Source organism: Mesorhizobium sp. M1143, assembly GCF_040318435.1.
In the GTDB taxonomy this organism is placed as follows: domain Bacteria; phylum Pseudomonadota; class Alphaproteobacteria; order Rhizobiales; family Rhizobiaceae; genus Mesorhizobium.
Map to the genome: position 1 here is coordinate 1 of NZ_JAMYMJ010000064.1, position 24539 is coordinate 24539.

General features: G+C 61.9%; 21 protein-coding genes and 1 tRNA gene. 20 read left to right on the forward strand and 2 right to left on the reverse strand.

All coding sequences use genetic code 11. The features are described from left to right. The 16 genes from NKH35_RS27655 to NKH35_RS27730 form a co-directional block, all read left to right on the forward strand. The coding region (locus NKH35_RS27655; RefSeq protein ID WP_476738618.1) for an EF-Tu C-terminal domain-related protein at positions 1-94 on the forward strand (94 nt) is incomplete at its 5' end. 282 nt (positions 95-376) lie between these two features. Beyond that, positions 377-1876, forward strand: a complete 1500-nt coding sequence (locus tag NKH35_RS27660) for a COG3904 family protein (protein ID WP_348524408.1) — start codon at positions 377-379, stop codon at positions 1874-1876. A gap of 327 nt (positions 1877-2203) precedes the next feature. Beyond that, the gene (locus NKH35_RS27665; protein WP_352917057.1) at positions 2204-3895 is read left to right on the forward strand and encodes a COG3904 family protein; all 1692 of its coding nucleotides are present in this window, start codon (positions 2204-2206) and stop codon (positions 3893-3895) included. Positions 3896-3986: 91 nt separating this feature from the next. Next, positions 3987-4469 carry a group II truncated hemoglobin gene (locus tag NKH35_RS27670; RefSeq protein WP_023713032.1) on the forward strand — a complete coding sequence of 161 codons (483 nt, stop codon included), beginning with the start codon at positions 3987-3989 and terminating at the stop codon, positions 4467-4469. A 160-nt stretch (positions 4470-4629) separates the two neighbouring features. Next, positions 4630-4705 (forward strand) — tRNA-Trp (locus tag NKH35_RS27675). A 428-nt stretch (positions 4706-5133) separates the two neighbouring features. Beyond that, positions 5134-5598, forward strand: coding sequence for an Hsp20 family protein (locus NKH35_RS27680; protein WP_352917058.1), 465 nt, complete (start codon positions 5134-5136; stop codon positions 5596-5598). 73 nt (positions 5599-5671) lie between these two features. Then, positions 5672-6139: a hypothetical protein gene (locus NKH35_RS27685; protein WP_023725782.1), complete on the forward strand. Its 468-nt coding sequence runs from the start codon at positions 5672-5674 to the stop codon at positions 6137-6139. Between the two features lie 490 nt (positions 6140-6629). Continuing rightward, positions 6630-6833, forward strand: a complete 204-nt coding sequence (secE, locus tag NKH35_RS27690; protein ID WP_023667439.1) for a preprotein translocase subunit SecE — start codon at positions 6630-6632, stop codon at positions 6831-6833. A 27-nt stretch (positions 6834-6860) separates the two neighbouring features. Then, positions 6861-7388, forward strand: coding sequence for a transcription termination/antitermination protein NusG (nusG, locus tag NKH35_RS27695; protein ID WP_006333333.1), 528 nt, complete (start codon positions 6861-6863; stop codon positions 7386-7388). Positions 7389-7560: 172 nt separating this feature from the next. Further along, positions 7561-7989, forward strand: a complete 429-nt coding sequence (gene rplK, locus NKH35_RS27700; RefSeq protein WP_006333334.1) for a 50S ribosomal protein L11 — start codon at positions 7561-7563, stop codon at positions 7987-7989. 4 nt (positions 7990-7993) lie between these two features. Continuing rightward, the gene (rplA, locus tag NKH35_RS27705) at positions 7994-8692 is read left to right on the forward strand and encodes a 50S ribosomal protein L1 (protein ID WP_023667438.1); all 699 of its coding nucleotides are present in this window, start codon (positions 7994-7996) and stop codon (positions 8690-8692) included. Positions 8693-9066: 374 nt separating this feature from the next. Continuing rightward, entirely contained in the window at positions 9067-9585 is a 519-nt protein-coding gene (gene rplJ, locus NKH35_RS27710; RefSeq protein ID WP_023667437.1) for a 50S ribosomal protein L10, read from the forward strand. Between the two features lie 54 nt (positions 9586-9639). Further along, on the forward strand, positions 9640-10017 hold the full coding sequence (gene rplL, locus NKH35_RS27715) for a 50S ribosomal protein L7/L12 (RefSeq protein WP_023667436.1): 378 nt from the start codon (positions 9640-9642) through the stop codon (positions 10015-10017). A 248-nt stretch (positions 10018-10265) separates the two neighbouring features. Next, a complete protein-coding gene (gene rpoB / locus NKH35_RS27720; protein WP_023686024.1) occupies positions 10266-14402 on the forward strand; it encodes a DNA-directed RNA polymerase subunit beta in 4137 nt (1378 codons plus the stop codon). A gap of 147 nt (positions 14403-14549) precedes the next feature. Next, positions 14550-18746 (forward strand): DNA-directed RNA polymerase subunit beta', encoded by a 4197-nt coding sequence (rpoC, locus tag NKH35_RS27725; protein WP_023667434.1) that lies wholly within the window; start codon positions 14550-14552, stop codon positions 18744-18746. 79 nt (positions 18747-18825) lie between these two features. Beyond that, positions 18826-19491: an O-methyltransferase gene (locus NKH35_RS27730; protein WP_023667433.1), complete on the forward strand. Its 666-nt coding sequence runs from the start codon at positions 18826-18828 to the stop codon at positions 19489-19491. 46 nt (positions 19492-19537) lie between these two features. Here the strand turns inward: NKH35_RS27730 and NKH35_RS27735 are convergent, their stop codons facing one another. Next, entirely contained in the window at positions 19538-20473 is a 936-nt protein-coding gene (locus NKH35_RS27735) for a Gfo/Idh/MocA family protein (RefSeq protein ID WP_023734058.1), read from the reverse strand. A gap of 106 nt (positions 20474-20579) precedes the next feature. Then, positions 20580-20861 carry a hypothetical protein gene (locus NKH35_RS27740; protein WP_023686022.1) on the reverse strand — a complete coding sequence of 94 codons (282 nt, stop codon included), beginning with the start codon at positions 20859-20861 and terminating at the stop codon, positions 20580-20582. A 494-nt stretch (positions 20862-21355) separates the two neighbouring features. On the opposite strand from NKH35_RS27740, the gene rpsL reads away from it, so the two are divergent. The 4 genes from rpsL to NKH35_RS27760 form a co-directional block, all read left to right on the forward strand. Then, positions 21356-21727 carry a 30S ribosomal protein S12 gene (gene rpsL / locus NKH35_RS27745; RefSeq protein ID WP_006333356.1) on the forward strand — a complete coding sequence of 124 codons (372 nt, stop codon included), beginning with the start codon at positions 21356-21358 and terminating at the stop codon, positions 21725-21727. A 60-nt stretch (positions 21728-21787) separates the two neighbouring features. Further along, on the forward strand, positions 21788-22258 hold the full coding sequence (rpsG, locus tag NKH35_RS27750) for a 30S ribosomal protein S7 (RefSeq protein WP_008875664.1): 471 nt from the start codon (positions 21788-21790) through the stop codon (positions 22256-22258). A 30-nt stretch (positions 22259-22288) separates the two neighbouring features. Beyond that, on the forward strand, positions 22289-24379 hold the full coding sequence (gene fusA / locus NKH35_RS27755) for an elongation factor G (RefSeq protein ID WP_023667430.1): 2091 nt from the start codon (positions 22289-22291) through the stop codon (positions 24377-24379). A gap of 65 nt (positions 24380-24444) precedes the next feature. After that, positions 24445-24539: GTP-binding protein (locus tag NKH35_RS27760; RefSeq protein ID WP_131922527.1), on the forward strand; the 95-nt coding region annotated here is incomplete at its 3' end.

The following is a 24539-nucleotide window of genomic DNA, read 5'->3' on the forward strand; positions in this document are numbered from 1 at the left end:
CGTGCCGATCGCCATGGAAGAGAAGCTGCGCTTCGCCATCCGTGAAGGCGGCCGCACCGTCGGTGCCGGCATCGTCGTCACCATCAAAGAGTAATCGAGCCCGGCATCGCCGGATCGAAACGGATAGGGGCGGCCCTCGGGCCGCCCTTTTTCGTTGGCTAGATGTGCCTATTTGGGGTCCCAATCTCTGTTGCAAGTCTGTGAGCCTCTACAGTATAGATTGCGTTGAGGGCTTGGTCGGATGGTTCCACAGCACCGTTTGCATAGTCGGCCATGGTTGGCACTGGGGCTGATCTGCCTGGTGTCGATGCTTGCCGTGGGCAGCGCCGCCTTCGCGGCCGAGACAAAAAATTCAGAGCCGGATCCGGATCCGCCGATGCGGTTCGTCGTCGTGCGCAGCGGCGCGGCGGGCTGTGAGCCGACCTGTCCGGAATGGATATCGGCCGAGGGTGCCATATCGGCCAAGTCGCCGGCGCTGCTCAAGGCTGCCCTGAAAACGCTCGGCGGCCGCAAATTGCCGATCGTCATCAACTCTCCGGGCGGCGATGTCGATGCGGCCATCGCCATGGGCCGGATGATACGCAAGAACAAGCTCGACATCGCGGTCGGCAGGACCTGGTTCGTCGGCTGCGAGCCGGGGATGAAAAACTGCAAGGAGAACGACGCCAGAGGCGCGCACTATATCGGCAGCCCCTATGTGCTCGGCAGCTATTGCGCGTCCGCTTGTCCAATGATGCTGGCCGGCGGCACCAGGCGCCTGGTCGGGCCGCTGGCCTATCTCGGCGTCCACCAGATCACGACCACGATCGTGCAGATGAACGTGCAATATCAGGTCCGCTACCGGATCGTGAAAGGCAAGAAGCGGGTCATCAGCAAGAAGGTCGTCAGCCGCAAGAACACCGGCAGCTACAAGACCTACGAGATGAGCAAGGGGGTGGAGCGCAAGCTGTCCGCCTATTTCAAGGAGATGGGTGTCGACCTCAGCATCATCGAGACGATGAAGAGCACGCCGGCCAGCGACATCCAGCAGATCGACCTCAGCGACATGCTGACAATGAAGCTGGTCACCAGCGACGACGCTGCAGATTTGCTGACCAGCGCAAGCCTGTGCAGGCTGAACCTTCCGGCTCCGAATTGCCGGGAAATACCGGCGAACAAGCCAGCCGGCGGCCTGCCGGACGTGGCAAAGGCTGCGCCGCTGCCGGTGAAGCCGGAGAGCGCGCCGCACGATGACGGCATGCGCTTTGTCGTGGTTCGCGGCAGCAACCCGCTCTGCAATCCCGACTGCCCGGAATGGATTGCAGCGCAAGGCGCGATTACGCCCCAGACGCCGCAGAAACTCAGCCAATTGCTCGCCACGCTTGGCAACCGGCGGCTGCCGGTGGTGATCAGCTCGCGAGGCGGCGACCTCTCCGGCGCCCTGGCGGCGGGCCGGATCATCCATGAAAAGAAGCTCGACGTTGCCGTTGCCCGCACCGATTTCGTCGGCTGCGACCCGGCAGAGTGGAATTGCCTGGCCAGGGAAGGCGCCTATGCCGGGCTGAGCGTCGATGGCGACGGCGACTGCGATTCGGCCTGCGCGCTCATGCTGGCCGGTGGCGCCAGGCGGCTTGTCGGTACCCAGGCGCGGCTCAGCCTCTATCTGATGGGGCAGAAGCAGGCGGTCAAGTCCTACCTCGACGAGATGGCGATCAGCCCCGCTTTGTTCAGGGCGCTCCAGGGCAGTTCGGTCGAGCGCCAGCTCGAACCCGACATGATGCTGAAGGTTGGCCTGACGACCGGGCGCCAGTCGGTGGATGCGCTGACGGGTTCCAGCATCTGCAGATCGGCGCCGAAACCTGAGAATTGCCGCGTGGTGCCGTCGTCCAATGGCTGATCGCGCCTATCGTCATGGAAGAGAAGCCTTGCTTCGCCTTCCGTGAAGGCGGCCGCACCGTCGTGCCGGCGTCGTCATCACCATCGAGAAATAGTCGAGCCGGTGTCAGCCGGATCGACCAGGAGAGGGCGGTCTTTGGGGCTGCCTTTTTGTTTCCGGCGTTGCGCGGCACAAGTATTGCACGGTTGGTCAAAGCTATTGCAAGCACCGTCGCCGCAACTATTATGGATTGCATTGAGGGGTTTGCCGGGCGTGGTTTGGGGACACCGTTCAGACAATGCTGCAAGGTGGCGGCGCGGGCTGGTTCGGCTGGCGACGGTGGCCGCGATGGCGATGGCTGCCTTCGCCGCGAAGGCCGAGGATGCCGCCCCCGGGACATGGCAGACATTGCTCCCTCTGCAGGGAGTGCTCTATCCGACCGATCCGACGATATGGACCGACGATCGCTCGGAGATGCAGTTTGTCGTCACGCGCAGCAGCGCACCGGGCTGCGAGCCCAATTGTCCGGAATGGATCTCCGCCGAAGGCGACATCGCAGCCGGCACGCCAGCCCTGCTCAAGCGGACCTTGAAGAAGCTCGGCAGCCGCAAACTGCCGATTGTCGTCAATTCCTTTGGCGGCAACGTCAATGCAGCGCTCGAACTTGGCCGGATAATCCGCAAGAACAAGCTCGATATCGCCGTAGGCAAGACCGAGTTTTCCGACTGTTGGCCCGGGACGGATGGTTGTGGTTTTAGTTACGGCAAAGGTTCCGCCTATCTCGGCCGGGCGTCTGATGGCGCCAGCTGCAACTCCGCCTGTCCGCTGATGTTTGCCGGTGGCGTCCGCCGCGTGGCCGGCGGCTGGAACTATCTGGGTGTTCACCAGATCACGACCACCTGGTTCCCCTCCACCACGCACTACCGGACCACCTATCGCGTCAAACGGGGAAAAAAATATCGGGTCACCACGCAAACCGTCACTCCGGGTGAAAGCTACAAGACCTATGAGATGAGTAAAGGGTACACGAGAAAGATCTCGGCCTATCTCCGAGAGATGGGTATCGGGCAGGGCGTGCTGGACTTGATGAAGGCGACGCCGGCGAGCGACATCAGGCAGATCAGCCTCCACGATATGCTGACGATGAAACTGGCGACCAGCACGGACACTCTTGAGCTGTTTACCAGAGCAAGTCTGTGCATGTTCGACCCGCCGGCTCCGAATTGCCGGGAGATACCGGCAAACAAGCCAGCCGGCGTGCAAACGGTTGTTGCCAAGCCGGCCGTGGTGGCTGCGATCAAGGCAAAGACCGGCCCCCCACTTTCTCAGGCGGCCAAGGCTCCAGCTCCCAAGCCGTTGCAGGCAGCGCCAGGGAATTCGACGCCAGATATGCGCTTCGTTGTCGTTCGCGGCAGAGACTCGCTCTGCAATCCCGATTGCCCGGAATGGATCTCGGCGGAAGGCGCGATGACGCCTCAGACCCCGCAAAAGTTGCGCCAGTTGCTCGACACCCTTGGCAACCGGCGGCTGCCGGTGGTGATCAGCTCACAGGGGGGCAGCCTGTTCAGCGCTCTGGCCGCGGGAAGGCTTATCCATGAACGGAAGCTCGACGTCGCCGTCGCTCGCACCACTATCGTCGGCTGCGACCCGCCCGAGGCAGGCTGCTTGGCCGATAACGGTGCCTATGTCGGGCTGATTAGCGATTTTGGAGTGGAGTGCGATTCGGCCTGCGCGCTCATGCTTGCCGCCGGCGCCAAAAGGCTGGTCGATCCCAAGGCGAGGCTCAGCATGTCCTCGAGGGGACAGACGCAGTTGGTTAAAGCCTACCTGGAGGAGATGGAGATGGACCCAGCTCTGTTCGCCGCGATAGGCTCGGTCGAGCGTCAGCTCGAGCCCGACATGATGCTCAAAGTCGGGCTGACAACCGGGCCGGAGTCGGTGGAGGCGCTAACTGGCCCCGCTATTTGCAAAACCTCACCCAAGCCCGACAACTGTTTGCTTCCGCCGACAGCCAAGGCCGAGTCGCCCGCCAAACTGTAGGCATCGCAGAAACTGGCCATCGAGGCAGGTTGAGCCATGCCCGATTTCTCCGCTATCGTCGTGGCAGGCGTCGCCCGGGGGAGGATCGAGAATGAGCCAGGATATCCCGACACTCTACGAATGGGCCGGCGGCATCGAAGCCCTCAATCGGCTGACGGAAACCTTTTACGACAAGGTGTCCCGCGACCCGGTGGTCGGCCCGGTGTTCAAACACATGTCGCCGGATCATCCCGCGCATGTCGCGGCCTTTATCGGCGAGGTTTTTGGCGGGCCGAAGACCTACAGCGAGAAATTTGGCGGTCACCGCGAGATGGTCATGCATCATCTCGGCAAGCATTTGACGGAGGAACAGCGCCGCCGCTGGATCAGCCTGCTTGCCGATGCAGCCGATGCGGTCGGGCTGCCGGACGATCCCGAATTCCGCTCCGCCTTCATCGGCTATGTCGAGTGGGGATCGCGGCTGGCCAAGATGAACTCCACCCTCGGCGAGACCTGCGACCCGCAGACGGAACCGATGCCGGCCTGGGGCTGGGGTGTGCCGGGCGGACCGTACAAGCCTCCGGCCGGGGGCTGAGCGCCGGCATGCGGCTTCAGGCAGGCGAAAAATCGAGATCGGCAGGGACGGGCTGGTCATCACCTATCCGGATTTCCGGCAAAGGATCTGAAAGCGCGTCAGACAACTCTTTACAGCGCGCCCGGAAGCTTTTAGGAAGCGCCTGCGCTGAAACGCGCGTACGGGCATAGCTCAGTTGGTAGAGCGGCGGTCTCCAAAACCGCAGGTCGTAGGTTCGAGCCCTGCTGCCCGTGCCATTTTCCTCGTTGGAATCCGGCATTTTAGAAACGCCTTGTTTTGGCTCCTCGTTTGGTTGGGCTGAAGCCGCGTACTCGACGAGGGACGTTCCGAAGGCATGCGCAGAGCGAGAGCGCTGATGCGCAATGCCGAAGTCGGCGTATTTCCACGAACCGATTTCCTTGATTCAACTGCCATTGGCGAGCCAATTGCCATTTGCGTTCACAATTCAGAATAGGCCTATTTTGCTGCCGCCGGCCGCTTTTCAGCGGCTGCGAATTATTGGAAGCGGGATGCTGGCCTGGCTTCTGAAATTTTCTGAACAGGGCTCTTGAACCCGTTTTCGGCCCTTCCTAATTCGTTTCCCGCCGAGGCCGATTGGCTTGGCAAAAGGCGGCGCTGCTGGGCGGCGCCCTTGTACCCATGTTGCTTCAAGGAGGATGTGGCTATGAGAACCTTTGATACTCTCTATCGGACCACCGTCGGTTTCGACCGGCTTTTTGACATGCTCGACAGCGGCACGCGTCCGGACTGGCCGCCCTATAACATCGAGAAGGTCGACGAGAACGATTACCGTATCTCGATGGCCATCGCAGGCTTCAGCCAGGATGAGGTTGAGCTGACCCAGCATGGACCCGAACTGGTCGTGGTAGGCCAGAAGGTTGATGACCAGAGCGGACGCCAGCTGCTGCACCAGGGCATCGCCTACCGCAGTTTCAGGCAGACGTTCAAGCTTGCCGACCACATGAAGATCAAGGCAGCAAACCTTGAGAAGGGTCTCCTGACCATCGACATCGTCCGTGAGATTCCCGAAGAGCTGAAGCCGCGCCGCATCAGCATCGGGGCCGGCGACGCTCAGGTGGGCGGCAAGCAGATCGCCCAGGATACGGAACGCACCCGCAAAGCGGCCTAATCGTACCGATTCAGTTATCCCTGCGGTCCGCCTCCCGGCTTCGGCCGGGAGGCCCAGATTGCGGAGAATGGAGATGGACAACTTCTACGAGACACCGACACTTTCTGCGGCACGCTCGGGCAAAATTGAAACTTCTTTGTGCCTGCTCGACAATCCAGACAACGTCATCAACCATCCACGCCTCAGTCGTGGAGAAAAGCGGGCACTGCTTTCCTCGTGGGCGTCCGATGCCTGCGCGGTGGAAAACCAGCCTGCCTTGCGCCGCCTGGACAACGGCACGGTAATCCCTGTCGACCAGATTCTGAGGGCGTTGAAGGCTCTGGATGAGAAACCCACGCTGGGGAAAGAGACTTCAGGCCGGGTGCTGCCTTGGCGACCCTCCTCGCGCCGCAGCGTTCTCAAAGCTTGGCGGCATAGTGGCCGTTCTTTCGGCCCCGACGATGACGACGACCCGCCCCCGTGCCCGGCAGTGATCGCGCCGCGCCCACGCCCACCACGCGGAATCGGCGCAGTGGCCGGGGTCGAACTCGCCTGCGCCTGAGCTAACCTTGGGTTGATCCAGCTGCCTCGGCATGGGCAGCTGGATTCCAATCTTGCGTGCGCTTCATTTGGTTTCCAAAACAGCAGGTCGCAGGTTCGACCTCAACGCCATTTCCTCGAACTTGTAATCACGTGCCTGATCTTCCGGATGCATCCTCCGGAATGGGGTCCGGCATTGAAAAACGGCAGGTGGCTTGCCATATTGGGCGAACTGAGGCATAAGGCCCCGATAGCCGGGACGGGACGACTGGATGGTTCCGAGGCGGCGTTTGGTCATAAAGCGGACACTTGCCACTTGCGTGGATCAAGAATCGGTTTTATGTAGACACAACAGACACGCGACGCGTGGAGCTGGGAAGCCGGCTTTACGCGTCCGATTTGCATGGGCGAAATGGCGCTGATTCGGCGCCGACTTGAACCCAGGCGGCACGTCCCGGCCAGCGGGATCATCCAGGAGACCCGGCCAACGGGTCTTGAAGACAGAGCGGCATATGGCTTCGAAAACCACAAATCCTTTCGTCTTTCTCCAGCAGGTCCGCGCGGAGACCGCCAAGGTGACTTGGCCGTCGCGCCGGGAGACGATGATCTCGACGGTGATGGTGCTCGTATTCGCGGTCATCGCGATGATCTTTTTCTTCACCGCCGACGTGGCCATGGGCTACGCGATCGAGCGGTTACTAAGCCTCGGCCATTAAGTCCGGCGATTACGGAGAAGTCTTGAAATGACCGCGCGCTGGTACATCGTCCACGCCTATTCGAACTTCGAAAAGAAGGTCGCCGAGGACATTGAGAACAAGGCCAAGCAGAAGGGCCTGTCCGCCGATATCGAGCAGATCGTGGTGCCGACCGAGAAGGTCGTCGAAATCCGCCGCGGCCGCAAGGTCGATGCCGAGCGCAAGTTCTTTCCGGGCTATGTGCTGCTCAAGGCCAATCTGACCGATGCGGTGTTCTCGCTGGTCAAGAACACGCCGAAGGTCACCGGCTTCCTCGGTGACTCCAAGCCGGTGCCGATCACCGAAGCCGAGGCGCAGCGCATCCTGAACCAGGTTCAGGAAGGCGTCGAGCGGCCGAAGCCCTCGGTCACTTTCGAGATCGGCGAGGCGATCCGCGTTTCGGATGGTCCGTTCGCCTCGTTCAACGGTTTCGTCCAGGAAGTGGACGAGGAGCGGGCGCGGCTCAAGGTGGAAGTTTCGATCTTCGGGCGCGCCGTGCCGGTCGATCTGGAATTCGGACAGGTCGAAAAGGGCTGATCCGAAAACCCTGCGCCGGTTCGCCGGCAAGGGGAGGCGGCGCGGAAAGCGCGCGGCCATGAACGGGTGGGAGGCGAATGCGGCTTTAGCCGGCCGCGCGGACCGCACCACCAGACTGCAACCGCCGGTGTTCCCGATACTGGGGCCGGCATGAGATAAAGGCAGGAAAGAGATGGCTAAGAAAATTGCAGGCCAGCTCAAGCTCCAGGTCAAAGCGGGATCGGCTACGCCGTCTCCGCCGATCGGCCCGGCACTTGGTCAGCGCGGCATCAACATCATGGAATTCTGCAAGGCGTTCAACGCGCAGACCCAGGAAATGGAAAAGGGATCGCCGATCCCGGTCGTCATCACCTATTACCAGGACAAGTCCTTCACCTTCGTCATGAAGACGCCGCCGGTGAGCTACTTCCTGAAAAAGGCGGCGAACTTGACTTCGGGTTCGAAAGAGCCGGGCAAGATCAAGGCCGGCACGATCGGTCGCGACAAGGTGCGCGCCATTGCCGAACAGAAGATGAAGGATCTGAACGCAAACGACGTCGAGGCGGCCATGCGCATGGTCGAGGGCTCCGCCCGCTCGATGGGTCTGGAAGTGGTGGGCTGAGATCATGGCAAAGATTGCAAAGCGTGTATCGAAGTCCCGCGACGGCATCGACCCCAACAAGGCCTATGCCCTTGGTGAGGCGCTGAAGCTGCTCAAGGACCGTTCGACGGTGAAGTTCGACGAGACCATCGAAGTTGCGATGAACCTCGGCGTCGACCCGCGCCATGCCGACCAGATGGTCCGCGGCGTGGTCAACCTGCCGAACGGCACCGGCCGCTCTGTCCGCGTCGCCGTGTTCGCACGTGGCGGCAAGGCCGATGAGGCTCGCGCCGCCGGCGCCGACATCGTCGGTGCCGAGGATCTGGTCGACATCGTCCAGAAGGGCACGATCGACTTCGATCGCTGCATCGCCACGCCGGACATGATGCCGCTGGTCGGCCGTCTGGGCAAGGTGCTCGGCCCGCGCGGCATGATGCCGAACCCGAAGGTCGGCACCGTCACCACCGACGTCGCCGCCGCCGTCAAGGCATCGAAGGGCGGCGCTGTCGAGTTCCGCGTCGAGAAGGCCGGCATCGTTCATGCCGGCGTCGGCAAGGTCTCGTTCGACGTCAAGGCGCTGGAAGAAAACGTCCGCGCCTTCGCCGATGCCGTGACCAAGGCAAAGCCGGCTGGCGCCAAGGGCAACTACGTCAAGAAGGTGTCGGTCACCTCGACGATGGGCCCGGGCCTCAAGCTCGACGTCTCGACGCTCGCAGCGTCTTGATACGAACATCTGGATCGGCTGCCAAGGCGCTGATCCGCAAGTGAATTCCGGGCCTCCGACTTGTCGGCGGCCCGGTACCGGAAGTCGAGAGGCTTCCGGACATCCTGTCCGAGATTGCAGGCGGCCCAGAAGCCTTAATTGAATTGGGCCTGCATGAGACGGGTGAAAACCGGACAACGGAGCGACAAGCTCCAATGAAAGGTTCGAACCGTGTTTGCCTTTTGTCTGCGCATCTCCGGCTTGCCGTCGATGTGGCGAAAGGGGGCAGGATCCTCGAGCGTCGTTCGGGAGATCTGTAATGGATGGCCCGGCCGGCAAAAAGGCAACCCGACGCCTGTCCCACTAGCGGGGCAGGGGTCAACTGGAGATAGGCAGTGGACAGAGCGGAAAAACGCGAACTCGTCACGGGCCTGAATGGTGCTTTTGCAGGCGCTGGTTCAGTCGTCGTGGCCCACTACGCCGGTATCACCGTCGCGCAAATGAACGACCTTCGGTCGAAAATGCGCGCTGCCGGTGGCACCGTCAAAGTCGCGAAGAACCGTCTCGCCAAAATCGCTCTTCAGGGCACGGACTCCGCATCGATCATCGACCTGTTCAAGGGACAGACGCTGATCGCTTATTCGGAGGATCCGATTGCGGCGCCGAAGGTCGCGTCCGATTTCGCCAAGGGAAATGACAAGTTGGTCATTCTCGGCGGCGCAATGGGCACCACCTCGCTCAACGCCGACGGTGTGAAGGCACTCGCCACACTTCCGTCGCTCGATGAGCTGCGCGCCAGGCTGGTTGGCATGATCGCCACGCCGGCAACCCGGATCGCCCAGATCGTCAATGCGCCAGCGGCTTCGGTCGCGCGCGTCATCGGCGCTTACGCCCGGAAGGACGAGGCGGCATGAGGCCGTTCCTCGCTATCACAAACACACGTTCGAACCTGATGAAGGAATACAACAATGGCTGATCTGGCAAAGATCGTAGACGACCTTTCGAAGCTGACCGTCCTCGAGGCGGCCGAGTTGTCGAAGCTTCTGGAAGAAAAGTGGGGCGTTTCGGCTGCTGCTCCGGTGGCGGTTGCCGCTGCCGGCGGCGCTGCCGCTGCTGCTGCTCCGGCTGAGGAAAAGACGGAATTCGACGTCGTCCTCACCGAGGCAGGCGCTCAGAAGATCAACGTCATCAAGGAAGTCCGCGCCATCACCGGCCTGGGCCTCAAGGAAGCCAAGGATCTGGTCGAAGCAGCTCCGAAGCCGGTCAAGGAAGCCGTTTCCAAGGCTGACGCTGAGAAGTTCAAGGCCCAGCTGGAAGCAGCCGGCGCCAAGGTCGACCTGAAGTAAGCGTAAAAGCGGCGGGCGGCCTCGCGCCGTCCGCCACTCCCTTCATCAGAGGGGAGGATGCGTAGCGCGAGATGTACGAGAACCTCTTTCCTGAGGGCCGAAACCGGCCTTCAGGAAACGGGTTTTCTCCCGTTTTAGCCGTCGCCGCCAGGCGGCGGGAAACAGATCAGGGGCCGCCGCCGAGGTGGCCGCGCATGCAAGGTGAGCCGCGGCGAGGCTCGCCCCGAGTTTATAGCTAAGGAGCGACGATGGCCCAGACCCAGACTTTCAATGGCCGCAGACGCGTACGCAAGTTCTTCGGAAAGATTCCGGAAGTTGCGGAGATGCCGAACCTGATCGAGGTTCAAAAAGCATCCTATGACCAGTTCCTGATGGTGGCGGAGCCCAAGGGTGGGCGTCCGGACGAGGGGCTGCAGGCCGTTTTCAAGTCGGTTTTCCCGATCTCCGATTTCTCCGGCTCCTCGATGCTGGAGTTCGTGAAGTACGAGTTCGAAGGACCGAAATTCGACGTTGACGAATGCCGTCAGCGCGACCTGACCTATGCCGCGCCACTCAAGGTGACGCTGCGCCTCATCGTGTTCGATATCGACGAGGATACCGGCGCAAAGTCGATCAAGGACATCAAGGAGCAGGACGTCTATATGGGCGACATGCCGCTCATGACGCTCAACGGCACCTTCATCGTCAATGGCACGGAGCGCGTCATCGTCTCGCAGATGCACCGTTCGCCGGGCGTCTTCTTCGACCATGACAAGGGCAAGTCGCACTCCTCGGGCAAGCTTTTGTTTGCGGCGCGCGTCATTCCCTATCGCGGTTCGTGGCTCGACATCGAGTTCGATTCCAAGGACGTCGTGCACGCCCGCATCGACCGCCGCCGCAAGATTCCGGTGACGTCGCTCTTGATGGCGCTCGGCATGGACGGCGAAGAAATCCTGTCGACCTTCTACAACAAGATCACCTACAAGCGCGCCGGTGACCACTGGCGCATCCCGTTCAACGTCGAGCGTTTCCGCGGCCTGAAGGCCGTTGGCGACCTCGTCGATGCCGATACCGGCGAAGTTGTCGTCGAGGCCGGCAAGAAGATCACCGCCCGCCAGGCAAGAGCACTTGGCGAAAAGGGTCTGAAGGCGATCAAGGCGACCGACGAGGATCTGCTCGGCAACTACCTGGCCGAGGACATCGTCAACTACGGCACCGGCGAGATTTTCCTCGAAGCCGGCGACGAGATCGATGAAAAGACGCTGAAGGTGCTGCTCGGCACGGGCGAAAGCGAGATCAAGGTTCTCGACATCGACCACGTCAATGTCGGCGCCTACATCCGCAATACGCTCAACGTCGACAAGAACGAGAGCCGCCAGGACGCACTGTTCGACATCTACCGTGTCATGCGCCCGGGCGAGCCGCCGACGCTTGAAACCGCCGAAGCCATGTTCAACTCGCTGTTCTTCGACTCGGAGCGCTACGACCTGTCGGCCGTCGGCCGCGTCAAGATGAACATGCGCCTCGAGCTCAAGGCTGAGGATACCGTGCGCGTGCTGCGCAAGGACGACATCCTGGCCGTGGTCAAGACGCTGGTCGAGCTGCGCGACGGCAAGGGCGAGATCGACGACATCGACAATCTCGGCAACCGCCGCGTGCGTTCTGTCGGCGAGCTGATGGAGAACCAATACCGCGTCGGCCTGCTGCGCATGGAGCGCGCGATCAAGGAACGTATGTCCTCGATCGAGATCGATACGGTGATGCCGCAGGACCTGATCAACGCCAAGCCGGCGGCTGCCGCCGTGCGCGAGTTCTTCGGTTCCTCGCAGCTGTCGCAGTTCATGGATCAGACCAACCCGCTGTCGGAGATCACCCACAAGCGCCGCCTGTCGGCACTTGGCCCGGGCGGTCTGACCCGCGAGCGCGCCGGCTTCGAAGTGCGCGACGTGCACCCGACGCATTACGGCCGCATCTGCCCGATCGAGACGCCGGAAGGCCCGAACATCGGTCTGATCAACTCGCTGGCGACCTTCGCGCGCGTCAACAAGTACGGCTTCATCGAAAGCCCGTACCGCAAGATCGTCAACGGCAAGCTGACCAATGAGGTCGTCTATCTCTCCGCTATGGAAGAGTCCAAGCACCACGTTGCGCAGGCCAATGCCGAGCTCGACAAGAATGGTGGTTTCGTCGACGAATTCGTCATTTGCCGCAGCGCCGGCGAAGTGATGATGGCGCCGCGCGAAAACGTCGATCTGATGGACGTGTCGCCCAAGCAGATGGTGTCCGTGGCTGCGGCGCTGATCCCGTTCCTCGAGAACGACGACGCCAACCGCGCGCTGATGGGCTCCAACATGCAGCGTCAGGCCGTGCCGCTGGTGCGCGCCGAAGCGCCGTTCGTAGGCACCGGCATGGAGCCGATCGTTGCCCGTGACTCGGGCGCCGCCATCGGCGCCCGCCGCGGCGGCATCGTCGACCAGGTGGACGCGACGCGTATCGTCATCCGCGCCACGGAAGATCTCGATCCCGGCAAGTCGGGCGTCGACATCTACCGGCTGATGAAGTTCCAGCGTTCGAACCAGAACACCTGCATCAACCAGCGTCCGCTGGTGCGCATGGGCGACCGCGTCAACAAGGGCGACATCATCGCCGACGGTCCGTCGACCGAGCTCGGCGATCTGGCGCTCGGCCGCAACGTGCTGGTCGCGTTCATGCCGTGGAACGGCTACAACTACGAGGACTCGATCCTGCTCTCCGAGCGCATCGTGGCCGACGACGTCTTCACCTCGATCCACATCGAGGAATTCGAGGTCATGGCCCGCGACACCAAGCTTGGACCGGAGGAAATCACGCGCGACATTCCGAACGTTTCGGAAGAAGCGCTGAAGAACCTCGACGAAGCCGGCATCGTCTATATCGGCGCGGAAGTGCAGCCGGGCGACATCCTGGTCGGCAAGATCACGCCGAAGGGCGAAAGCCCGATGACGCCGGAAGAAAAGCTCCTGCGCGCCATCTTCGGTGAAAAGGCGTCGGACGTTCGCGACACCTCGATGCGCATGCCTCCGGGCACCTTCGGCACAGTCGTCGAAGTGCGCGTCTTCAACCGCCACGGCGTCGAGAAGGACGAGCGCGCCATGGCGATCGAACGCGAGGAGATCGAACGCCTCGCCAAGGACCGCGACGACGAGCAGGCGATCCTCGACCGCAACGTCTATTCGCGCCTTTCCGACGTTCTCGTCGGCAAGGAAGCGATTGCCGGGCCGAAGGGCTTCAAGAAGGGCTCGAAGCTGTCGAAGGACACGCTTGACGAGTATCCGCGTTCGCAGTGGTGGCAGTTTGCGGTGGAGAACGAAAAGCTCCAGAGCGAACTGGAAGCCCTGCGTGGCCAGTACGACGATTCCAAGAAGGCGCTCGAGCAGCGCTTCATGGACAAGGTCGAGAAGGTCCAGCGCGGCGACGAAATGCCTCCGGGCGTCATGAAGATGGTGAAGGTCTTCGTGGCCGTGAAGCGCAAGATGCAGCCGGGCGACAAGATGGCGGGACGTCACGGCAACAAGGGTGTCGTGTCGCGGATCGTTCCGGTCGAGGACATGCCTTTCCTCGAGGACGGCACGCATGCCGATATCGTGCTCAACCCGCTTGGTGTGCCGAGCCGCATGAATGTCGGCCAGATCCTGGAAACGCATCTGGGCTGGGCATGCGCGGGCATGGGCAAGAAGATCGGCGAGCTTATCGACGCCTACAAGACGGCTGGAGACATCAAGCCGTTGCGCAAGACGCTCGAGAGCTTCATCCCGGCCAACGACCGCAACGAGCCGGTCCGCGAATATGACGACGAGAGCATCGTTCGCCTCAGCGAGCAGATGCGCCGCGGCGTCTCCATCGCGACACCGGTGTTCGACGGCGCGCATGAAGTCGACATCAACATCATGCTGGAGCAGGCGGGCCTGCACACCAGCGGTCAGTCGCAGCTCTATGACGGACGCACCGGCGAGCCGTTCGATCGCAAGGTGACGATGGGCTATATCTATATGCTCAAGCTTCACCACCTGGTGGACGACAAGATCCACGCGCGTTCGATCGGTCCGTACTCGCTCGTTACCCAGCAGCCGCTGGGCGGCAAGGCGCAGTTCGGTGGCCAGCGCTTCGGCGAAATGGAGGTCTGGGCGCTGGAGGCCTATGGCGCCGCCTACACGCTGCAGGAAATGCTGACGGTGAAGTCGGACGATGTCGCCGGCCGCACCAAGGTCTACGAGGCGATCGTGCGCGGCGACGACACGTTCGAGGCCGGCATTCCCGAGAGCTTCAACGTGCTCGTCAAGGAAATGCGGTCTCTCGGCCTCAATGTCGAGCTGGAGAACACCAAGCTCGACGACAACCCTGTCCGGCTGCCAGATGCTGCCGAATAGGGGCGCGGCCGAGTAAGCAAGACATCCGGGCGCGTAACGCCGCGACCGGATGCAACAAATTCTACGGCCAGTGGGCCGACCACTCAGCGGGCATTTGGCCCGCGTTAGATGCAAGGGGTTTTCGAGGACCCCGAAAAGGAGAACGGCATGAACCAAGAGGTCATGAATCTCTTCAATCCGCAGGCGCCGGCGCAGGTGTTCGATTCCATCCGGATATCGCTCGCCAGCCCTGAGAAGATTCTGTCCTGGTCGTTCGGCGAGATCAAGAAGCCGGAGACCATCAACTACCGCACCTTCAAGCCGGAGCGTGACGGTCTGTTCTGCGCGCGCATTTTTGGCCCGATCAAGGACTATGAATGCCTGTGCGGCAAGTACAAGCGCATGAAGTACAAGGGCGTCATCTGCGAAAAGTGCGGCGTCGAAGTCACGCTGTCGCGCGTTCGCCGCGAGCGCATGGGCCACATCGAGCTGGCGGCACCTGTCGCTCACATCTGGTTCCTGAAGTCGCTGCCGTCGCGCATCGGCACGCTGCTCGACATGACCCTGAAGGACATCGAGCGCGTCCTCTACTTCGAGAACTACATCGTCACCGAGCCTGGCCTCACCGCGCTGAAGGAGCACCAGCTGCTCAGCGAGGAAGAGTACATGATCGCCGTCGACGAATATGGCGAGGATTCGTTCACCGCCATGATCGGCGCCGAGGCCATTCATGACCTTCTGGCCGGCATGGACCTGGAGAAGATCGCCGGCGATCTGCGTTCGGAACTGGCTTCGACCACGTCCGAGCTGAAGCAGAAGAAGTATCTGAAGCGGCTCAAGGTCGTCGAGAACTTCATGGAGTCCGGCAACCGTCCGGAATGGATGATCATGAAGGTGGTTCCGGTGATCCCGCCGGACCTGCGCCCGCTGGTTCCTCTGGATGGTGGACGTTTCGCGACGTCCGACCTGAACGATCTCTATCGCCGCGTCATCAACCGCAACAACCGTCTGAAGCGGCTGATCGAGCTGCGCGCCCCCGGCATCATCGTGCGCAATGAAAAGCGCATGCTGCAGGAAGCCGTCGATGCGCTGTTCGACAACGGCCGTCGCGGCCGCGTCATCACCGGCGCCAACAAGCGTCCGCTGAAGTCGCTGTCCGACATGTTGAAGGGCAAGCAGGGCCGGTTCCGCCAGAACCTGCTCGGCAAGCGCGTCGACTATTCGGGCCGTTCGGTCATCGTCACCGGTCCGGAGCTCAAGCTGCACCAGTGCGGCCTGCCGAAGAAGATGGCGCTCGAACTGTTCAAGCCGTTCATCTACGCCCGCCTCGACGCCAAGGGGTTCTCCTCGACCGTCAAGCAGGCCAAGAAGCTGGTCGAGAAGGAGCGTCCGGAAGTCTGGGATATCCTCGACGAGGTCATCCGCGAGCATCCGGTGCTCTTGAACCGTGCACCGACGCTGCACCGCCTCGGCATCCAGGCGTTCGAGCCGATCCTGATCGAAGGCAAGGCGATCCAGCTGCATCCGCTGGTCTGCACGGCCTTCAACGCCGACTTCGACGGCGACCAGATGGCCGTTCACGTGCCGCTCTCGTTGGAAGCGCAGCTTGAAGCCCGCGTGCTGATGATGTCGACCAACAACATCCTGCACCCGGCTTCCGGCGCGCCGATCATCGTGCCTTCGCAGGACATGGTCCTGGGTCTCTACTATCTCTCGATCGTCAATCAGAACGAGCCGGGCGAAGGCATGGTGTTTGCCGACATGGGCGAACTCCAGCACGCGCTCGAGACCAAGGCGGTGACGCTGCACTCCAAGATCAAGGGTCGTTTCCGCACGGTCGACGCCGAAGGCAAGGTCGTGTCGAAAATCTACGACACCACGCCTGGCCGCATGATCATCGGCGAGCTGCTGCCGAAGAACGTCAATGTGCCTTACGAGACGGCCAACCAGGAGATGACCAAGAAGAACATCTCCAAGATGATCGACACCGTCTACCGCCACTGCGGTCAGAAGGAGACGGTCATTTTCTGCGACCGCATCATGGCCCTCGGCTTCAGCCACGCCTGCCGCGCCGGCATTTCGTTCGGCAAGGACGACATGCTGATCCCGGACGCCAAGATCAAGCTGGTTTCCGACACCGAGGCTTTGGCCAAGGAATACGAGCAGCAGTACAATGACGGCCTGATCACGCAGGGCGAGAAGTACAACAAGGTCGTCGACGCCTGGGCGAAGTGCTCGGAAAAGGTCGCCGACGAGATGATGGCCCGCATCAAGGCCGTCGAGTTCGAGGACAGTGGCCGTCAAAAGCCGATGAACTCGATCTACATGATGTCGCATTCGGGTGCGCGTGGTTCGCCCACCCAGATGCGTCAGCTCGCCGGCATGCGCGGCCTGATGGCAAAGCCCTCGGGTGAAATCATCGAGACGCCGATCATCTCGAACTTCAAGGAAGGCCTGACCGTGCTCGAGTACTTCAACTCGACCCACGGCGCCCGCAAGGGTCTGGCCGACACCGCCTTGAAGACGGCGAACTCGGGCTACCTCACCCGTCGTCTGGTCGACGTGGCGCAGGACTGCATCGTCAACTCCGTGGATTGCGGCACCGACAAGGGCCTCACCATGCAGCCGATCGTCGATGCCGGTCAGGTCGTCGCTTCGGTCGGCCAGCGCGTGCTGGGCCGCACCTCGCTCGACGACATCACGCATCCGGTTTCGGGTGAGGTTCTGGTCAAGGCCGGAACGCTGATGGACGAACGTGACGTGGAAAAGATCGAAAAGGCCGGCGTGCAGTCGGTCCGCATTCGCTCGGCACTGACCTGCGAGGTCAGGATCGGCGTCTGTGCGGTCTGCTACGGACGCGATCTTGCCCGCGGCACCCCGGTCAACCAGGGCGAAGCCGTCGGCGTTATCGCGGCGCAGTCGATCGGCGAGCCGGGGACCCAGCTCACCATGCGTACCTTCCACATGGGCGGTACGGCGCAGGTGGTGGACAGCTCGTTCCTTGAAGCCTCGTATGAGGGCAAGGTCGAGATCCGCAACCGCAACGTGGTGCGCAACTCGGACGGCCAGCAGATGGTCATGGGCCGCAACATGGCGGTGCTGATCCTCGACGAAGCCGGCAAGGAGCGTGCCTCGCATCGCCTTACCTATGGTTCGCGCATCTTCGTGGACGATGGCGACAAGGTGAAGCGCGGCCAGCGTATCGCCGAATGGGATCCCTATACCCGCCCCGTCCTCACTGAAATCGAGGGCAAGGTGTCGTACGAGGATCTGGTCGACGGCATTTCCGTTCAGGAAACGGCCGACGAATCGACCGGCATCACCAAGCGCGAGGTTATCGACTGGCGCTCGACGCCACGCGGCAACGACCTCAAGCCGGCGATCGCCATCCTTGACCCCAAGGGCAAGGTCGGCAAGCTGTCGAAGGGCGGCGACGCCCGCTTCCTGCTCTCGGTAGAGGCCATTCTTTCGGTCGAGCCGGGTTCGCAGGTTCGTCCCGGCGACGTTTTGGCGCGTATCCCAATGGAAAGCGCCAAGACCAAGGACATCACCGGCGGTCTGCCGCGTGTTGCCGAACTGTTCGAGGCACGTCGTCCGAAGGATCACGCCATTATCGCCGAGATCGATGGCACGATCCGCTTCGGCCGCGACTACAAGAACAAGCGCCGCATCATCATCGAGCCGCATGACTCGACGCTTGAGCCGGTCGAATACCTGATCCCGAAGGGCAAGCCGTTCCATCTCCAGGACGGCGACGTCATCGAGAAGGGCGACTACATCCTCGACGGCAATCCGGCGCCGCACGACATCCTGGCGATCAAGGGCGTGGAAGCACTTGCTTCCTACCTCGTGAACGAAATCCAGGAAGTCTACCGTCTGCAGGGCGTGTCGATCAACGACAAGCATATCGAGGTGATCGTTCGCCAGATGCTGCAGAAGGTCGAGATCACGGTGCAGGGCGACTCGACCTACATTCCGGGCGACCACGTCGACGTGATCGAACTGGAAGAGGTCAACGAGCGCCTGGTCGAGGACGGCAAGAAGCCGGCCGAAGGCCAGCCAGTGCTGCTGGGCATAACCAAGGCCTCGCTGCAGACGCCTTCCTTCATCTCGGCCGCCTCCTTCCAGGAGACGACCAGGGTGCTGACCGAAGCTGCGGTTGCCGGCAAGACCGACATGCTGCAGGGCCTGAAGGAAAACGTCATCGTCGGCCGGCTGATCCCGGCCGGTACCGGCGGCACGATGAGCCAGATCCGGCGCATCGCCACCTCGCGCGACGAACTGATCATCGACGAGCGCCGCAAGGCCTCCGGTGTCGAGGTCGCCGAGCCGATGCTGACCGACATGGTCAACGCCGCGCAGTAAGCGCGGTAGGACGAGAAGAAGGAAGGGGGCCCCAGTGGCCCCTTTTCGCGTTTTGACCCCCAATCGAATCGAGGAAAACATGAGCAAGAAGGTTTGGACTGACGTCGACGACTACATCGTTTCCTCTCTCTTCGAAGCAGATCCCATCCTCGAAGCGGTGCTTGCGGCCAACCGCGACCAGGGCCTGCCGGCCATCGACGTATCGCCGGCGCAGGGCAAGCTGCTGTCGCTGCTGGTCCGCATCAGCGGCGCCAGGAAGGTGCTGGAGATCGGCACGCTTGGCGGCTACTCGACCATCTGGATGGCAAGGGGATTGCCCGTCGGCGGCAAGATCGTGACGCTCGAACTCGAGCCGCATCATGCAAAAGTCGCGCACTCGAATCTCGAGCGGGCAGGGGTGCCGGACAAGGTCGAGCTCAGGATCGGCCCCGCGCTTCAGTCGCTTGAGACGCTGGCTGCCGAAAATGCCGGTCCGTTCGATCTGATCTTCATCGACGCGGACAAGCCGAACAACCCGAATTATCTGTCATGGGCCATGCGCCTGTCGCGGCCGGGGACGGTCATCATCTGCGACAACGTCATCCGCGACGGCACCGTGCTCAACGACGATGGCCGTGACGCGTATGTCGAAGGCGCACGCGGTGCGTTTTCCTTCATCGGCGGCGACAAGCGCCTGGACGGCACCGCCATCCAGACCGTCGGCGCCAAAGGCTATGACGGGTTTGCGATTGCGATCGTCGAGTAAGGCTGCATGATGAGTGTCCGGACTGCGGTCCGGCAGAACTCATCGCTCAATCGAAGAACGCTTCCACCACATTGCGCTTGCCGAGCATGAAGGCGTCGGCCACGTGCTGCAGGGGTGCCAAATCGACATCGGAGACGCCGGCGGGTACGATTTCAGCGAAGCGCCGGTAAAGCTGGGGATATTCGGCTTCCGGCTCGTCGTGAACCACCTTGCCGTCGATGGCGAGCTTGGTGCCGCCGCCGGACAGCACCATCTTGCCCTTGTCGGTGTCGGCCAGGATGTCCCAGCTCTGTAGTCCCGTCTGCAGCCAGTCGAGCTCCATGGTCACCGGCAACCCATCCGAGGTACGGAAGGTCACGTGGGCCGCCACAGGCGAGGCGCGGTTTTCCGGGAAGTCGAGGACGGCCGAGGTGATGAACATCGCCGGCAGGATGTGGGTTGCGATCGACAGTGCGTTGATGCCGGGATCGAAGACACCGAAGCCGCCCGGCGCCCAGATCCAATCCTGGTTCGGATGCCAGCGGCGGACATCTTCCTTCCAGAGGATGGCGGCCGAGTTGACCTTGGCCGACGCCAGGAAGGCACGCGCGGCTTCCACCGCCGGCGCGTAGCGCGAATGCCAGCTGGCGAACAGTGAGACGCCATTGGCTGCCGCCAGCCGCTTCAGGTCCTCGACCTCACTGACAGTGGCGCCCGGCGGCTTCTCCAGGAAAACATGCTTCTTCGCAATCAGCGCCGTGCGTGCCGCGTCGTAGCGGAACTGCGGCGGCATGCACAGCGACACGGCCTCGAGTTCCGGCACCGCGTCGAGCATCGCCTCAATGGTCGGAAAATTCGGGATGCCGTCCACCTTGCCGTGCCGGCTGGCGGCGGCGATGAGGCGGTAGTCCGCATCCTTGGCCACTGCCGGCAGATGCTGGTCGCGCACGATCTTGCCGACGCCGACGATGCCGAGCTTGATGGGACCATTGTTCGAGGGCATGGGAACTCCGCGGATTCGAATTTGGCTGGTTAAGTCGCTCGGTTCTTAGCAGAGAACCGGTGCCGGGCAAGCCGGCGCGGTGACAGGCGCAAGCAGCCGGCCACGCTCAGAGCGGAACCTCGAAGGTAACGATCGACACTTCGCCTTCGAGCGCACCCTGAAAGGCTGACAGATGCGGCTCCTCGTCGGGTTCGCCGTCCATATCGCCGATCTGGTCGAGCTCGACCTCGGCATAGCCTTCGGCCGCAAGCGATTCGAGCACCCGGCGCACGGCCGAATCGTCGTCGGGCGCAACCAGCATCACATGGACGCCTTCCGGCTTGCCGCCCTTCTTTTTCCAGACCCGGCCGGTGACGATGGTGACCGGGCGCTCCTCATTGTCGTTCACGGGCTGATTCCTCTTGAGACGGGGGCGGGCGAGGGCTTTTGGGCTGTCCATGGCGCCTTTTGCCATGAAGAACCCGCGCATGACAGCCAAAAGCCGGTCACTTTCTTGTCTGCCCGGTCACTTTCTTCCTTTGCCTTGCAAAATGAAGAAAGAAAATTACATGCGTTTTTCGCATGGCTGCCAAGCCGTGGTCAGCGCGCAATATTTGGCGCGCCGGGGTTGACGGTTCACGGTCTTGCGAGTAGAAGCCGCCCAGTCAGAACCGATGTGAGGCTCTCCCTTCCGAAGCGACACGCTTTGGAGTTTGCCTCAAACAGGGTTCGTTTTACGAGCGAAAAGACATTTCCGGCGCGCATGAAGCGGTTCCCGCTTCCTCTGCATTTTGTTCGGGCAGGACCGCGAGGCGCGGTTTATGGCCCGAATTTGCGTATGGAATTGGCGCTTTGAGCGGCCCTGACCGGGCGAGACACGGAATTGAGAGACAAGAGGGTTTAATGCCTACCGTCAACCAGCTGATCCGCAAGCCGCGCATTGCGCCGGTGAAGCGCAACAAGGTCCCGGCCATGCAGCAGAACCCGCAGAAGCGGGGCGTCTGCACGCGCGTCTATACAACGACGCCGAAGAAGCCGAACTCGGCACTGCGCAAGGTGGCCAAGATCCGCCTGACCAACGGCTTTGAAGTGATCGGCTACATCCCCGGCGAAGGCCACAACCTTCAGGAACACTCCGTGGTCATGATCCGCGGCGGCCGCGTCAAGGATCTTCCGGGCGTGCGCTACCACATCATCCGCGGCGTGCTCGACACGCAGGGCGTGAAGAACCGCAAGCAGCGCCGTTCGAAGTACGGCGCCAAGCGTCCGAAGTAAGATTTTCCGGCCCTGGCGCTGCTTGAATGCGTCGGGCTACGAGATTGAGAGACAAAAGCCATGTCGCGTCGTCACAGTGCAGAAAAGCGTGAGATCAATCCGGACCCGAAGTTCGGCGATCTGATCGTCACCAAGTTCATGAACGCCGTCATGTATGACGGCAAGAAGTCGGTTGCCGAGACCATCGTCTACGGTGCGCTCGACCAGGTTCAGTCGAAGACCAAGCAGGAGCCGGTCACCGTCTTCCATCAGGCGCTCGACAATGTCGCGCCGCATGTGGAAGTCCGGTCGCGCCGCGTCGGCGGCGCTACCTACCAGGTTCCGGTCGATGTGCGCCCCGAGCGCCGCCAGGCCCTGGCGATCCGCTGGCTGATTGCAGCTGCGCGCAACCGCAACGAGACCACCATGGTCGACCGCCTCTCCGGCGAGCTGATGGACGCGGCCAATAACCGCGGCACCGCCGTGAAGAAGCGTGAAGACACCCACAAGATGGCAGAAGCCAACCGCGCTTTCGCGCACTACCGCTGGTAAAGCGCGAACGAGACTGAGAAGGCATCCACGATGGCCCGCGAATACAAAATCGAAGACTACCGCAATTTCGGTATCATGGCGCATATTGACGCCGGCAAGACGACGACCACCGAGCGCGTCCTCTATTACACGGGCAAGTCGCACAAGATCGGCGAAGTCCACGACGGCGCTGCCACCATGGATTGGATGGAGCAGGAGCAGGAACGCGGCATCACCATCACGTCCGCCGCCACCACGACCTTCTGGAAGGGTCGCAGCGGCAAGATGTACCGCTTCAACATCATCGACACTCCCGGACACGTCGACTTCACCATCGAAGTCGAGCGTTCGCTGCGCGTGCTCGACGGCGCCATTGCGCTGCTCGATGCCAATGCCGGTGTTGAGCCGCAGACGGAAACCGTCTGGCGCCAGGCCGACAAGTATAAAGTTCCGCGCATGATCTTCTGCAACAAGATGGACAAGATCGGCGCCGACTTCTACCGCTCGGTCGAGATGATCGGCTCGCGTCTTGGTGCGCATGCCGTCGTCATGCAGCTGCCGATCGGCGCCGAGACCGAGTTCAAGGGTGTCGTCGATCTCGTCGAGATGAACGCGCTGGTCTGGCGCGATGAGACGCTGGGCGCTGCCTGGGACGTCGTTGAGATCCCTGCCGACCTTCAGGCCCGGGCCGAAGAATACCGCGAGAAGATGATTGAAGCCGCCGTCGAAATGGACGAGACGGCCCTCGAGAATTACCTCGAAGGCAAGATGCCGTCGAATGACGAGATCCGCGCGCTGATCCGCAAGGGCACCATCGCGGTCAAGTTCTACCCGATGTTCTGTGGCTCGGCCTTCAAGAACAAGGGCGTGCAGCCGCTGCTCGACGCCGTCGTCGAATATCTGCCGTCGCCGGCCGATGTTCCCGCCATCAAGGGCGTCGACGCCAAGACCGACGCCGAGATCGAGCGTCATGCCGACGACAATGAGCCGCTGTCGATGCTGGCCTTCAAGATCATGAACGACCCGTTCGTCGGTTCGCTGACCTTTGCCCGCATCTATTCGGGCAAGCTGACCAAGGGCATCTCGGTCGATAACACCGTCAAGGGCAAGAAAGAGCGCATCGGCCGCATGCTGCAGATGCATGCGAATTCGCGCGCCGACGTCGAAGAAGCCTTTGCCGGCGACATCGTTGCTCTGGCTGGCCTCAAGGACACGACCACCGGCGACACGCTCAGCGATCCGCTGCACCCGGTCATCCTCGAGCGCATGGAATTCCCCGATCCGGTCATCCAGATCGCCATCGAGCCGAAGACCAAGAACGACCAGGAAAAGATGGGCCTCGCCCTTCACCGCCTGGCTGCCGAGGATCCGTCCTTCCGTGTCAAGACCGACGAGGAAAGCGGCCAGACCATCATTTCGGGCATGGGCGAACTTCACCTCGACATCATCGTCGACCGCATGCGTCGCGAGTTCAAGGTTGAGGCCAATGTCGGCGCGCCGCAGGTGGCTTACCGCGAGACCATCACCCGCAGGCACGAGCAGGACTACACCCACAAGAAGCAGACCGGCGGTACCGGTCAGTTCGCTCGCGTCAAGATCGTGTTCGAACCGAACCCGGAAAGCTCGGAGTTCGAGTTCGAGACCAAGATCGTCGGCGGTGCGGTTCCCAAGGAATACATCCCGGGTGTCGAAAAGGGCATCAACAGTGTCATGTCGTCGGGTCCGTTCGCTGGCTTCCCGATGATCGGCGTCAAGGCGACGCTTATCGACGGCGCTTACCACGATGTGGACTCCAGCGTCCTGGCGTTCGAAATCGCCGGCCGCGCCTGCTTCCGTGAAGCCGCACCCAAGCTTGGCGTGCAGCTGCTCGAGCCGATTATGAAGGTCGAAGTCGTGACCCCGGAAGACTACGTCGGCAGCGTCATCGGCGACCTGAACGGCCGTCGTGGCCAGATCCAGGGCCAGGAAGCTCGCGGCGTGGCTGTCGTCATTAACGCGATGGTGCCGCTGGCCAACATGTTCAAGTACGTCGACAACCTGCGCTCGATGAGCCAGGGCCGCGCGGCCTACACGATGCAGTTCGATCACTATGAGCCTGTGCCGACCGCGGTCGCCCAGGAAGTCCAGAAGAAATACGCGTAACCTGAACGGGTTGCATCGGTAACTTAATTCAAGGCCCGTACGGGCGAGCAGATTGGAGACATCACATGGCAAAAGGTAAATTCGAGCGTAACAAGCCTCATGTGAACATTGGCACGATTGGCCACGTCGATCATGGCAAGACGTCGCTGACGGCGGCGAT

Excerpts from the sequence above, each read along its gene's own strand:
- NKH35_RS27660 (WP_348524408.1), top strand. The coding sequence starts at position 377 with ATGCGGTTCGTCGTCGTGCGCAGCGGCGCGGCGGGCTGTGAGCCGACC.
- NKH35_RS27665 (WP_352917057.1), top strand. The coding sequence starts at position 2,204 with ATGGCGATGGCTGCCTTCGCCGCGAAGGCCGAGGATGCCGCCCCCGGG.
- NKH35_RS27670 (WP_023713032.1), top strand. The coding sequence starts at position 3,987 with ATGAGCCAGGATATCCCGACACTCTACGAATGGGCCGGCGGCATCGAA.
- NKH35_RS27680 (WP_352917058.1), top strand. The coding sequence starts at position 5,134 with ATGAGAACCTTTGATACTCTCTATCGGACCACCGTCGGTTTCGACCGG.
- NKH35_RS27685 (WP_023725782.1), top strand. The coding sequence starts at position 5,672 with ATGGACAACTTCTACGAGACACCGACACTTTCTGCGGCACGCTCGGGC.
- secE (WP_023667439.1), top strand. The coding sequence starts at position 6,630 with ATGGCTTCGAAAACCACAAATCCTTTCGTCTTTCTCCAGCAGGTCCGC.
- nusG (WP_006333333.1), top strand. The coding sequence starts at position 6,861 with ATGACCGCGCGCTGGTACATCGTCCACGCCTATTCGAACTTCGAAAAG.
- rplK (WP_006333334.1), top strand. The coding sequence starts at position 7,561 with ATGGCTAAGAAAATTGCAGGCCAGCTCAAGCTCCAGGTCAAAGCGGGA.
- rplA (WP_023667438.1), top strand. The coding sequence starts at position 7,994 with ATGGCAAAGATTGCAAAGCGTGTATCGAAGTCCCGCGACGGCATCGAC.
- rplL (WP_023667436.1), top strand. The coding sequence starts at position 9,640 with ATGGCTGATCTGGCAAAGATCGTAGACGACCTTTCGAAGCTGACCGTC.
- rpoB (WP_023686024.1), top strand. The coding sequence starts at position 10,266 with ATGGCCCAGACCCAGACTTTCAATGGCCGCAGACGCGTACGCAAGTTC.
- rpoC (WP_023667434.1), top strand. The coding sequence starts at position 14,550 with ATGAACCAAGAGGTCATGAATCTCTTCAATCCGCAGGCGCCGGCGCAG.
- NKH35_RS27730 (WP_023667433.1), top strand. The coding sequence starts at position 18,826 with ATGAGCAAGAAGGTTTGGACTGACGTCGACGACTACATCGTTTCCTCT.
- NKH35_RS27735 (WP_023734058.1), bottom strand. The coding sequence starts at position 20,473 with ATGCCCTCGAACAATGGTCCCATCAAGCTCGGCATCGTCGGCGTCGGC.
- rpsL (WP_006333356.1), top strand. The coding sequence starts at position 21,356 with ATGCCTACCGTCAACCAGCTGATCCGCAAGCCGCGCATTGCGCCGGTG.
- rpsG (WP_008875664.1), top strand. The coding sequence starts at position 21,788 with ATGTCGCGTCGTCACAGTGCAGAAAAGCGTGAGATCAATCCGGACCCG.
- fusA (WP_023667430.1), top strand. The coding sequence starts at position 22,289 with ATGGCCCGCGAATACAAAATCGAAGACTACCGCAATTTCGGTATCATG.